Here is an 11,542-nt window from a genome sequence, read left to right as displayed (position 1 = left end):
TCCTAACTCCTAACTTTTACACCACTTGCTCAATTTCTGCAATTTCGGGAATCATTTCCTTCAGGCGGCGCTCAATACCCATTCTCAGGGTCATTGCAGAACTGGGACAAGAACCACAAGCACCTTGCAGCCGCAGTTTTACAACAGGCCCGTCAAGTTCTACGAGTTCCACATTGCCGCCATCAGACATGAGATAAGGGCGCATTTCATCCAAGACTGTTTCAACGTTGTCAATTGTGAGTTCCATAGTTTAGACCTGCTAAGTTAAAGATGGGTATGGGGAATGGAGAATGGGGCATGGGGCATTGAATAATAACGATCCCTGTCACCAATGCACCCTTACTCATTAACCATTATCCAAAGTTTTATTTTCCAGCTTTGTTAAATCGATCCTAAATCTAGTTGCCGATATGATTGTCAGGTGTCAGTTTTTAATGACTTTTGACTAAACCACTGCTGGTTTTAGCAACTTGAGATTAGATTAGCTGAAACATTGTTTTCCTTTGAGCCTCCTACTTTACTCTAGCCTTTAGGTTCTGTTTTGCAGTCCAACGGAAGACAGGATTTTATGCTCCTCAGTACACTCACTGTAAAAAAGGGTCAAAAATCTATTTCTCGTAGATGGAGTAAAGCCGAGCAAAAGCCAATATTTAGGCGTTTGTGGTATTTTGTTCTTCAACAGAATGGCATTAAGTTAAGATACAGCCCTTGCCCCAACTGGTTAAGAGCCTACAATAAGTCTTTGGGCTTTTTTTAGTACGATTCGTTCTTCAATCCAATCTATAATTATATAACTCTAATGGCTAGGGACAGAACTCTTGTAATGGCTAGGGACAGAACTCTTGCCAATTTAAAATTTAGTTATTAAATAATAATTGCTCAAAAAATTTAAATTTAAAATCTCAAAACCCAGTATTGGTAATGTTCCAAATGACCAATGACCAATGACTAAATCAACACTCAGCACTACTTGTTGAGTCGCTATCATTAGACGAAACCATGACTGGTTGTTGATATAGTGGCACGGTGAATGTGACTGTTGAGCCAAGTCCTTCGCCCAAACTATAAAAATGTACCTCGCCGCCCATTGCCTCCACTAGCTTTTGGGATATTGCCAGTCCCAAACCTGTGCCGCCGTACTGGCGAGTGCGGGAACCATCCACTTGAGAGAATAATTGAAATAGTTTATCTTGTTTGTCTAAGGAAACACCAATACCAGTGTCTGCCACACGTACTCTCACCATCCCAGGAAATTGCTGATCTTGAAAGTTCGCCTTTTTGAGTACTAAATCGGCGCTGACGGTAACACCACCCTCATGGGTAAATTTGATCGCATTACCTACCAAATTGAGCATCACTTGTAACAACCGTTGGTAGTTGCTTTGGACAATGATTTCATCGGAGGTAGCAGGCATTTGCATCAGAAAACTGAGGTTTCTCATTTCTGCTTGGGGACGCATGAAACCTTCTACATGACTGAATAGCTCATCTAGCTTGACTGGAGCGTAAGCTAGCTCCATTTTACCAGCTTCGATTTTGGCAATGTCCAAAATATCGTTGATGATATTCAGCAGATGTATCGATAAGTGGTGAGCTTCTGCCAAAAACTGATTTTGTTCTTCTGGGTCATCTGCCATCCCTTCCAAAATCAGCTTCAAAAAGCCAATCATACCGTTGAGGGGAGTACGAATTTCATGGGATACATTAGCTAGAAACTCGCTTTTGAGACGGGAAGCTTCTTCGGCTTTTTGACGCGCTATTTCTAATTCTTCATATAAAGTAGCATGAGCGATCGCAGTTCCCAATTGATCTGCTGCTTCTTTTGCCAGTTCTAATTCCGATTCTGTTAATGTGTAGCATTCATCTTGCCAATTCAAGGCAACCAATCCATTGGCTTGGTCTTGATAGCAAGTCGCAACTACCAGAGTTTTCTGCCGCCCAGACTCCTTGTATCCAGGCACTTCCATCATAACTGGTTCTAGGGTTGCCAAGGCTTGAGCAAAGGCAGGCTCAGAAGCTATATCTATATCCAAGCCAAGCATTGATTTTAGTTCTGGCTGGCGATATTCAGCCTTCACCTGCACTTTTGAGCTTGAGGGCTGATAAGGACAAATAATGCAGCGTTCTAGTCGCAGTGCTTTCCCCAAACTGTCAACTGTTTGCTGCCAAATAATATCTAAATCCAATGTCCGGCGAATATTTCTGGTAATGCGATTTACCAGTTTTTGGTGTTGCTGTGAACGTAAAGCCAACTCTATTTGTGTGGGCGTTTTTGATGCCGCACGCGCTTGTTTTTTGTTTAGTGTCGCTTGCACTAACCGTCCCATCACTAAAACTGTAGTGGCAGTTGTTCCCAAACTCGGCATAATCGGACTAATCACTAAGTCCAACTCAAATAATTCCTTATGATAGCTAAACCAACACTGAAACCTTTCTGGCACCAAACTTGTCAAAATTCGGTGCAATCGTTCCAAATAAGTAACCTTATCCACAGGGACAAAGGTTTGGGTCTGGTTCAGCTCGTCAACTATTTTTTCAGTATTTAACCCCAGGAGTTCGCTGTACTGCCAACAAAAGGTCAGATAGCACCCTGCCCCATCTTGCGTATACACCAACTCGGCTCCTAAAGTTGGTAATGAGCCATCGGTCTTACTGGTAATAGATTCCAGATTTTGGGAAAATACATTCGACAATTGGGAATTGGCAGTAATAGTCATTAATTGAGTTGGATAGACAAAGGGTATCCGACCGTAATTTTACTAAAGCCGCTGAAATTTATACATAAATTTTTACAGCTTTTTTGTGTTTTATTGGTTATTTTTTGGTGTTTTGGAAACCAGATTGGCAAACTTTACTTTTTTTAACTTGCATTGACATCTGAACTAAATAATGGCGTCAATCGTTCCATTCACCGCGAGGAGGAATAGGGGTACGCACAGGTGTACGCGTTAGTTCGTCATCTCTGAGGAGTTCACCCCGTAACCACTGGCGAACCGCCACCTCAATTACTTTACTTGGGTCATTGGTAAGATGCTGAATTTGCTCTACTAACTCTGAGTCCAGGCGGACAGCAATTTCTACCTTATCGGCTTGTCTTTTTTCCGCTTCGGTAGTTTTCTCTTTCATATTCATAGGTTTATATACTCTGAATTCTCTGAATTGGTTTTGTCTAAAGCTTTGTAAAGTAGTTATATTCATTAATTTGGGCTAATTCGCTGAAAAATTTTCAAGGGTACAGTTCAATACTTCCCTGAAATAGCACCAAAGTAACAGCTTTAAGTTTTAAATCGCATTTTTCATATAACTGACTAGACAATGGCTCTAGAAATTTTGCCGATAGATCGGCGATTGTGGGCAATTACCGATCGCAATTGCCCACGATCCCTACCCGATCCCTACATGTACTTATTTACATTTATTGTACGCTCCTAGCTGTTGAATACTAGCAGCGACAAATAGACTTTCATAATATTCTTAAATGTCCACCTATTTAGATCGAAAGTTAAAGATGGGGTGAAGAGGGCAGGGGGCAGGGGGCAGGGGGCAGGGGGCAGGGGGCAGGGGAGCAGGGGGAGCAGGGGGAGAATAATAACTTCTAACTCTTAACTTTTAACTCCTAACTCCTGTACAGACGCGATTAATCGCGTCTCTACTAACTCTTAACTCACCACTAAAAAGCTAGCAGCGTCTTGGCTAAGAAAGCATTAAAATACATTAAGTAAATTGCCCTTTTAACTTTGGTTGCTGCTAAGGCAAAGATAGTATATGACTGACGTTCCCGCAGTTCGCATTCGCAATTTTTGTATTATTGCTCACATCGACCACGGGAAATCAACCCTCGCCGATCGCTTGCTACAAGCTACTGGCACTGTTGAAGACCGACAAATGAAGGAACAGTTTCTCGACAACATGGATCTGGAACGGGAGCGCGGCATTACAATTAAGCTGCAAGCTGCCCGGATGAACTACACAGCTAAGGATGGTCAGCAGTATGTGCTGAACTTAATTGATACTCCTGGACACGTGGATTTTTCTTATGAAGTCTCCCGCTCTCTTGTTGCTTGCGAAGGAGCGCTATTGGTAGTAGATGCGTCCCAAGGTGTGGAGGCGCAAACTTTGGCTAATGTATATTTAGCGTTAGAGAATAACCTGGAAATTATTCCGGTTTTGAATAAAATTGATTTGCCGGGGGCTGAACCAGAACGGGTAATTGGCGAAATTGAAGAAATTATCGGTCTAGATTGCAGTGGTGCGATTCTGGCCTCTGCTAAAGAAGGAATTGGTATTGATGAGATTTTAGAAGCAGTTGTTGAACGGATACCGCCACCACCCAATACCATAAATGAACGCCTACGAGCGTTAATATTTGATAGCTATTACGACAGCTATCGGGGAGTAATTGTGTATTTCCGGGTGATGGATGGCACCGTGAAAAAAGGCGATCGCATCCATTTAATGGCATCCGGTAAAGAATTTGAAATTGATGAGTTAGGTGTCCTTTCACCGACTCAAAAGCAAGTTGATGAACTCCACGCTGGGGAAGTAGGCTATTTGGGAGCGGCAATTAAAGCTGTAGCTGATGCACGGGTAGGAGACACAATTACCCTCAGTAAGGCGAAAGCAGATGCACCTTTGCCAGGTTACGCAGAAGCGAACCCGATGGTTTTTTGCGGGATGTTCCCCATTGATGCCGATCAATTTGAAGATTTGCGGGAAGCCTTGGAAAAGCTGGAACTCAACGACGCAGCGCTACATTACGAACCCGAAACTTCGAGCGCGATGGGGTTTGGCTTCCGTTGCGGGTTTTTAGGTTTGCTGCACATGGAAATTGTTCAGGAACGTCTAGAGCGAGAGTATAACCTAGATTTAATCATTACAGCCCCCTCGGTGGTTTATAAGGTGATTACCCTCAAAGGTGAGGAACTGTACATCGATAATCCTAGCCGCTTACCTTCTCCCAACGATCGCGAAAAAATTGAAGAACCCTACGTCCAAGTAGAGATGATTACGCCGGAAACTTATGTTGGCAGCTTGATGGAGTTGTCACAAAATCGCCGGGGTATCTTCAAAGATATGAAATATCTCGCCCAAGGACGAACCACACTTACTTATGAACTACCCTTGGCGGAAGTTGTAACTGACTTTTTCGATCAGATGAAATCGCGATCGCGCGGTTACGCCAGTATGGAATATCACATCATCGGCTACCGTGAAAATCCTCTGGTAAAGCTGGATATCATGATTAACGGCGATCCTGTGGATTCCTTGGCGATGATTGTGCATCGAGATAAAGCTTACAACGTCGGGCGGGCAATGGCAGAAAAACTCAAGGAATTAATTCCCCGCCATCAATTCAAAGTGCCAATTCAGGCATCTATTGGCAGTAAAGTTATTGCCAGCGAACACATCCCCGCTTTGCGGAAAGATGTGCTAGCCAAATGCTACGGTGGTGACATCAGTCGGAAGAAAAAACTTTTGCAAAAGCAAGCAAAAGGTAAAAAGCGGATGAAATCTGTAGGTACTGTAGATGTACCCCAGGAAGCCTTTATGGCAGTACTGCGCTTGGATCAAAGCTAATAGAATTCAGGAGTCAAAAGTCAGAATTCAGAATTCAGCTAAATCACGTATTGGCGCATAGGGTAGGTTCCTCCTGCCCGTTGCCTCCTACCCCCTGCCTACTGTTGATAAGCTTTAACAAAATCACTGTTAAAAAATCTAAAAATTTTAGTAAAAGTACTTACCGCATTAGCCAGACTTGTATTTTTAGGTAAATGTAGTTTGTTAGATACTTATAAAGAGTCGGGGAGTCTAGTAAATGAAAATACTTGTACTGAGTTGGGAGTTTCCACCAAGGATTATTGGGGGAATTGCGCGTCATGTGGCGGAGTTGTACCCGGAACTGGTCAAGCTAGGACATGAAATCCACCTGATTACAGCGGAGTTTGGTCAGGCATCAATGTATGAGGTAGTTGAGGGAGTAAAGATACATCGAGTGCCAGTGGCATATAGTAATGACTTTTTCCACTGGGTAGTCAATCTCAACCTGAGTATGGGAGATCATGGTGGTAAGTTGATTTTAGAGGAAGGGCCCTTTGATTTAATTCATGCCCATGATTGGTTAGTCGGAGATGCTGCGATCGCTCTTAAGCATAATTTTAAAATACCACTAATTGCTACAATTCACGCTACAGAATACGGGCGCTATAACGGTATTCACACAGATATCCAAGGTTATATAAATGGCAAAGAAACCTTGCTAGCTTACAATGCTTGGCGAATTATTGTTTGTAGCGACTATATGCGCCAAGAAGTAGAACGAGCGCTCTACAGTCCTTGGGATAAAATCGATGTCATTTATAACGGTATCCGAGCTGCAAAGAAACAACATCACATAGATTTTCCTGCTCTGGATTTTCGCCGCCAATTTGCCACAGACGATGAGAAAATCGTTTATTACCTTGGTCGTATGACATACGAAAAAGGTGTACCTATATTGCTCAATGCTGCACCTAAAATCCTTTCCCAAATGGGAGGTAATGTTAAATTTGTGATCGTTGGTGGCGGCAATACTGACCATCTCAAGCGCCAAGCCTGGGATTTGGGAATTTGGCATCATTGCTATTTTACAGGTTTTCTCTCTGATGAATACTTAGATAGATTTCAAACTGTCGCTGACTGTGCGGTTTTTCCGAGCCTTTACGAACCCTTTGGGATTGTGGCTTTAGAAAGCTTTGCTTCTCGCGTTCCTGTAGTAGTTTCTGATACTGGTGGTTTTCCAGAAGTGGTGCAACATACCAAAACAGGCATTGTCACTTGGGCGAACAATCCCGATTCTTTAGCTTGGGGAATTTTGGAAGTGTTGAAAAATCCAGGTTATCGCCAATGGCTGGTGGATAACGCTTATGAGGATTTAGAGCGACGCTTTAGCTGGCCGAAACTAGCCAAGCAAACCGAGCAAGTATATCAGCAAGTTGTCCAAGAGCGATCGCAAATAGCGTGGTAATATAGATCCCCGACTTCTTGAAGAAATCGGGGATCTAAAATTTTATTTAAACTTGCATAAATCCTTAATCAACCTTTGATGAGTATAGCCTTAACGGTAGATTGGGGCTTTTTACCAATTGGCTATTTTGGTATAGATGAACGATTTGGTAAAAGAAAAGATTTACAAAGTTTAATTGATGCGGCACATCAAAATATAAAACTATATGGGGTTGCGATCGCAAACTAGGACATTTAATTTTCACTATCCAAAAATGAGAGCATCCATGTTATCAATAAGGACTCCGTTCTCTTTCCTCACTCTGCATATACGAGTGAACGGCTTGCATGATGCGATCGCTGTTGCTAGCTTGTGCTAAAGTTTCATTGCCAGCTGATGTGATATCATTTCCGGGTAAAGACTTATCATTTAGACCGCAGTTCTTGCTGGGAGCAGGGGGCAGGGGGAAAGAGGCTTTTGGGATTTTTGCACAGATGCGGTAATCATAAGTGATTAACCGGACTTGATATGAGAATAAAACCAAAACCTACCTTGGCACACAAGTCTAAAATTGCGTAGAGTGCAGTCTTAACACCAGGATTAATCGCGCGGAATGTTTCTGGATAGTTTAGTTTATTTACTACTTACTTACCCCGGAAAGTGACAGAAGAGGGATAATCTGATAATTTATCCAACACGATCAGCTTTTTTCCATTCCTCCAAAAACCGTATCGTACACTACTATTTTTTAGCGTAGGCGTAGCCCGCCGTAGGCATCGCAAAAGTTTTCAGTCTACTGACAGTAGGAGAAAAAAGGGATATACGGAGACAACGAAGAACATGGAATTTGTATCAGCCATTGACTAAATACCAACGCTGTAGCGCCAACCGTTGAATTTCGCGCCAGGGAATATTATGTTTTCGGGCTAAGTCTGCACAATCTTCATATTCTGGCTGCACATTTGCAATAACTTTTTCTGGTGATTGTCCCTTCCATGCTATCTTGACACGCACTTTGCCATATTCCGTTTCCACTTGTTGAATTTCCCGTTGTAAAATGGCACGTTGCTGAGTTGTTCGCCGAATGCCTAAAGTTGTAGTTTCGCGGAAGATAACGGCTTCACAACTGAGTAAATTTTCTGGATGACAAATCACAGTTAGTAAAATCCCCGGACGGGACTTTTTCATACCGATCGCCTGAGTAAAAACATCCAACGCACCAGCGACAAACAACGCCTCAAACGCATAGCCAATCGCTTGTGGATTTAAATCATCAATTTGGGTTTCTAATACTGAGATGGTTTCCAAGTTTGAGCTAGTAGCTTCAGAATCACTGAAATTTGCCTGTAAACTAGCGCTTTCACCCAACCAGAGGCGTAAAATATTGGCAATGGGTAAATTTATGGTTCCTGCTCCCAGTCCTATCTGCTTGATAGCGATCGCAGGTGGTGAACCAAAATCTCTTGCCAAAGTAGTGGCGATCGCGGCTCCTGTTGGTGTTACTAATTCTCTGTCAATGCCATTACTATAAACTGGACAACCCCGCATTTCCCACAGCTTTAATACCGCTGGGACTGGTACTGCCATCTGACCATGTGCAGCCCGAACAGTGCCGCCACCAGTCGGAAACGCCGAGCAGTAAAGCAGGGGCAATCCTTCGTTATTGCTTTCAATCCCCAACCAATCCAACCCCAGGCAAGTACCCACAATATCTACGATCGCATCTACAGCACCCACTTCATGAAAATGAACTTTTTCAGGCGAAATGCCATGCACCGCCCCTTCTGCCACCGCTAGCTGTCGGAATACCGCCAAACTCCAAGCTTCTGCCCGTGATGGCAACCCCGCTTTGAGAATCATCTGCTCTATTTCTGGCAAGTGGCGTGTGTGATGGTGACTGTGTTCGCGATCGTGGTGATGGTGGTGATGATTGTCTAGTAAATCCACATGGACTTTAGTCGCCTGCTGACCATTGCGTTGGACAAGTTCTGCCCTCAACTGATATTCCTGTTCAATACCCAACCCATTAAGTTTTGCAATTAAATACTCCACAGGAACACCCAAACTTACCAAAGCACCCAGGCACATATCACCAGAAATTCCTGTCGGACATTGAAGATAAGCGATTTTATTCATAATAAATTTGTCATTAGTCATTAGTCATTAGTCATTAGTCATTAGTCATTTGTCAAGAATCATTTTTTATTCTCCCCAGTCCCCAATACCCAGTCCCCAATACCCAATCCCCAATCCCCAGTCCCCAATCCCCGTCCTATGGCAAAAATTTTCCCAGTTCATCCGGATAATCCTCAAATTCGCCGAATAGAGGAAATAAAGTCGGCGCTCTCTAGTGGCGCAGTCATGCTTTACCCTACTGATACAGTCTATGCGATCGGTTGTGATTTGAATGCCAAGTCGGCGGTAGAACGAGTGCGGCAAATTAAACAGCTAGCAAACGATAAACCATTGACATTTTTATGTCCCTCGCTTTCAAATGTGGCAACTTATGCCTTCGTAAGTGACACAGCCTATCGGATTATGAAACGCCTGATTCCAGGGCCATACACGTTTTTGTTCCCAGCTACGAAGTTAGTACCGCGATTGGTGCAAAACCCCAAACGGAAAACTACTGGAATTAGAGTACCAAACCATACTGTATGTTTGGAGTTGCTGGCAGCATTGGGCAATCCGATTATTTCAACTTCAGCACATCTGCCACCAGATGAAGCAGATAATGGCATGATTCGGATAGATCCTGAAACGATTCAGTCGCGGGTAGAGCTATTCGATCGTTTGGACAAGTTGGTAGACATAATTGTAGACACTGGCGAAGAACCTACTTATGAAGTATCTACCATCTTGGATATGACCGGAGACGAAGCAGCAATTATACGGAGGGGTTTAGGTTGGGAAACAGCAGCAGCATGGGTATAAGAATTCCACTTCACAGGCGCACCTTTCCGTTTCGGAAATTGTGATAAAAATAACTCCAGTTTTAAAATTGTCATATTTAAAAGTGATGTCTAGGATGGGCTGTTCTGTGAGGCAGTGGATATAAGAGGATGGTGGCAAAACTTGGCACGGTAAGGTATTTGATAACTTTAAGAAAATGGCGGGTACTCGTGTGCCAGCGTTGAGATGGTGGCTTGTGAAAAAAACCGACACATTGCCAGAACTGTAACTCTTTCGTATTTCCTATAGTTTTGATATATGAGCTTTAGATGTGAGCATTATATACGGCAAGTCTTGATGGATGAATGCCTAAAGATTCTCCAGCCCAGGACGGTCTTGATTGCTGTGTCTGCGTTGTAATTACGGTGCAATACTACTGGAAAAGTCATGAAAGCTAACGTCGTCAATCTACCAAACTCTACACCCATTTTTGACAACCACATTTCGACTGAAGAATTTTTAGATAGCAATAGCGATCGCTTGATTCAATTGCTGTCTGAGGAAATGCAAGCGCAAGTGAAAGCAACACCCAAGTGCGTAGAAGCTTTAGCAAAGCGCATAGCTGTAGAAGTAGAACGCATTTGCGACAAAAGCTCCCGCATTCAAACATCTGGGGAAATCAAGTCCTGGCAGATGACGTTGGGAAGGCATCGGATGCAAAAATGCTTACGTTATTACCAACTAGGTTCCAAACAAGGGCGGGTGGAATTACATAGCAATTTGGGTGCTATGGTTTACCGTCATGTAACTATGTCTGGTTCGGAGTTGGGCTTTGATGCTCGTTACAGCCTAATTGAAGATTTTTTACAAGCATTTTATATCGAAGCGATCAAAGCTTTCCGTAGAGAAAACGAACTACCAGAGAATCATACGCCGCGTACTCAGCTGCAATTAGCTGAATACATGGCCTTTACAGAACAGTATGCCAAACGTCGGATCAATTTACCTGGTGGTGCAAATCAGCAATTGATTATCTTGCGCGCCCAAGGTTTTGCTCGTCGTCAGCCCCAAGAAACTACCGTGGATATTGAAATGGCGGTAGAGTCTGCTAAGGGTGAAGAAGCCGAATCTTACCAGCGCAACTCGGCGGTGCAACAGCTGCGATCGCAAATGATCGCCCAAACTAATTTCGATCCATCTGAAGAATCAGAACGCGATCGCGTCATCACCGAATTGATGAAATATCTGGAGTCTCAAGGTCAATCTGATTGTATGAACTACCTCAGCTTGAAACTTCAAGACCTTTCAGCCCCAGAAATTGACCAAATTCTCGGTTTAACCAGCCGTCAGCGCGATTATCTCCAACAACGGTTTAAATACCACGTAGAAAAGTTTGCCAAACAACACCATTGGCAATTGGTACATCAATGGTTAGGCGCGGGTTTAGAGCAAAAGTTGGGTTTATCTTCCCAGCAGTGGGAAATCTTTGTGAATCAACTCACAGAACAGCAACAGCAAATATTAGAGTTAAAAACTGCACGGGAAAACGACGTTGCGATCGCCAAAGCCATCAAATGCACCCCCAAACAGGTACAAAAGCGCTGGACTCAACTGTTAGAACTAGCATGGTCTATCCGCAACGGTCATACTGAAGCCCAGACAGGTTGA

Annotated in this window: 11 protein-coding genes; 5 read left to right on the top strand and 6 right to left on the bottom strand. The window is 43.3% G+C overall.

Going from position 1 to position 11,542, the window contains the following annotated elements; genetic code table 11:
- Positions 1-16: 16 nt before the first annotated feature.
- The 3 genes from V7K41_RS21895 to V7K41_RS21885 form a co-directional block, all read right to left on the bottom strand.
- Positions 17-247: a NifU family protein gene (locus V7K41_RS21895; RefSeq protein ID WP_012408256.1), complete on the bottom strand. Its 231-nt coding sequence runs from the start codon at positions 245-247 to the stop codon at positions 17-19.
- Between the two features lie 706 nt (positions 248-953).
- Positions 954-2,717 carry a sensor histidine kinase gene (locus tag V7K41_RS21890; protein WP_334851584.1) on the bottom strand — a complete coding sequence of 588 codons (1,764 nt, stop codon included), beginning with the start codon at positions 2,715-2,717 and terminating at the stop codon, positions 954-956.
- A gap of 178 nt (positions 2,718-2,895) precedes the next feature.
- Positions 2,896-3,132, bottom strand: coding sequence for a hypothetical protein (locus V7K41_RS21885; RefSeq protein ID WP_334851583.1), 237 nt, complete (start codon positions 3,130-3,132; stop codon positions 2,896-2,898).
- Positions 3,133-3,765: 633 nt separating this feature from the next.
- Here V7K41_RS21885 and lepA point away from each other — a divergent pair.
- From lepA to V7K41_RS21870, 3 genes are all read left to right on the top strand, one after another.
- Positions 3,766-5,577, top strand: coding sequence for a translation elongation factor 4 (gene lepA / locus V7K41_RS21880; RefSeq protein ID WP_334851581.1), 1,812 nt, complete (start codon positions 3,766-3,768; stop codon positions 5,575-5,577).
- Positions 5,578-5,815: 238 nt separating this feature from the next.
- Positions 5,816-7,003, top strand: a complete 1,188-nt coding sequence (locus V7K41_RS21875; RefSeq protein WP_334851579.1) for a glycosyltransferase family 4 protein — start codon at positions 5,816-5,818, stop codon at positions 7,001-7,003.
- A 78-nt stretch (positions 7,004-7,081) separates the two neighbouring features.
- Positions 7,082-7,231: a hypothetical protein gene (locus V7K41_RS21870; protein WP_334851577.1), complete on the top strand. Its 150-nt coding sequence runs from the start codon at positions 7,082-7,084 to the stop codon at positions 7,229-7,231.
- 43 nt (positions 7,232-7,274) lie between these two features.
- Here the strand turns inward: V7K41_RS21870 and V7K41_RS21865 are convergent, their stop codons facing one another.
- The 3 genes from V7K41_RS21865 to larC all read right to left on the bottom strand — a co-directional run bounded on the left by V7K41_RS21865 (position 7,275) and on the right by larC (position 9,118).
- On the bottom strand, positions 7,275-7,526 hold the full coding sequence (locus V7K41_RS21865; protein WP_334851575.1) for a hypothetical protein: 252 nt from the start codon (positions 7,524-7,526) through the stop codon (positions 7,275-7,277).
- On the bottom strand, positions 7,486-7,587 hold the full coding sequence (locus V7K41_RS32970) for a bacteriorhodopsin (protein WP_442943249.1): 102 nt from the start codon (positions 7,585-7,587) through the stop codon (positions 7,486-7,488). The genes V7K41_RS21865 and V7K41_RS32970 overlap by 41 nt, the downstream gene beginning before the upstream one ends.
- A gap of 247 nt (positions 7,588-7,834) precedes the next feature.
- Positions 7,835-9,118 carry a nickel pincer cofactor biosynthesis protein LarC gene (gene larC, locus V7K41_RS21860; protein WP_334851620.1) on the bottom strand — a complete coding sequence of 428 codons (1,284 nt, stop codon included), beginning with the start codon at positions 9,116-9,118 and terminating at the stop codon, positions 7,835-7,837.
- A 138-nt stretch (positions 9,119-9,256) separates the two neighbouring features.
- On the opposite strand from larC, the gene V7K41_RS21855 reads away from it, so the two are divergent.
- Together V7K41_RS21855 and V7K41_RS21850 are read left to right on the top strand one after the other, a co-directional pair.
- Positions 9,257-9,916, top strand: coding sequence for an L-threonylcarbamoyladenylate synthase (locus tag V7K41_RS21855; RefSeq protein ID WP_334851573.1), 660 nt, complete (start codon positions 9,257-9,259; stop codon positions 9,914-9,916).
- Positions 9,917-10,321: 405 nt separating this feature from the next.
- Positions 10,322-11,542, top strand: coding sequence for a HetZ-related protein (locus V7K41_RS21850; protein ID WP_334851571.1), 1,221 nt, complete (start codon positions 10,322-10,324; stop codon positions 11,540-11,542).

This window comes from Nostoc sp., assembly GCF_036917415.1.
Lineage (GTDB): Bacteria > Cyanobacteriota > Cyanobacteriia > Cyanobacteriales > Nostocaceae > Nostoc.
This window is presented reverse-complemented; position numbering and strand designations above follow the sequence as displayed.

Excerpts from the sequence above, each read along its gene's own strand:
- V7K41_RS21895 (WP_012408256.1), bottom strand. The coding sequence starts at position 247 with ATGGAACTCACAATTGACAACGTTGAAACAGTCTTGGATGAAATGCGC.
- V7K41_RS21890 (WP_334851584.1), bottom strand. The coding sequence starts at position 2,717 with ATGACTATTACTGCCAATTCCCAATTGTCGAATGTATTTTCCCAAAAT.
- V7K41_RS21885 (WP_334851583.1), bottom strand. The coding sequence starts at position 3,132 with ATGAATATGAAAGAGAAAACTACCGAAGCGGAAAAAAGACAAGCCGAT.
- lepA (WP_334851581.1), top strand. The coding sequence starts at position 3,766 with ATGACTGACGTTCCCGCAGTTCGCATTCGCAATTTTTGTATTATTGCT.
- V7K41_RS21875 (WP_334851579.1), top strand. The coding sequence starts at position 5,816 with ATGAAAATACTTGTACTGAGTTGGGAGTTTCCACCAAGGATTATTGGG.
- V7K41_RS21870 (WP_334851577.1), top strand. The coding sequence starts at position 7,082 with ATGAGTATAGCCTTAACGGTAGATTGGGGCTTTTTACCAATTGGCTAT.
- larC (WP_334851620.1), bottom strand. The coding sequence starts at position 9,118 with ATGAATAAAATCGCTTATCTTCAATGTCCGACAGGAATTTCTGGTGAT.
- V7K41_RS21855 (WP_334851573.1), top strand. The coding sequence starts at position 9,257 with ATGGCAAAAATTTTCCCAGTTCATCCGGATAATCCTCAAATTCGCCGA.
- V7K41_RS21850 (WP_334851571.1), top strand. The coding sequence starts at position 10,322 with ATGAAAGCTAACGTCGTCAATCTACCAAACTCTACACCCATTTTTGAC.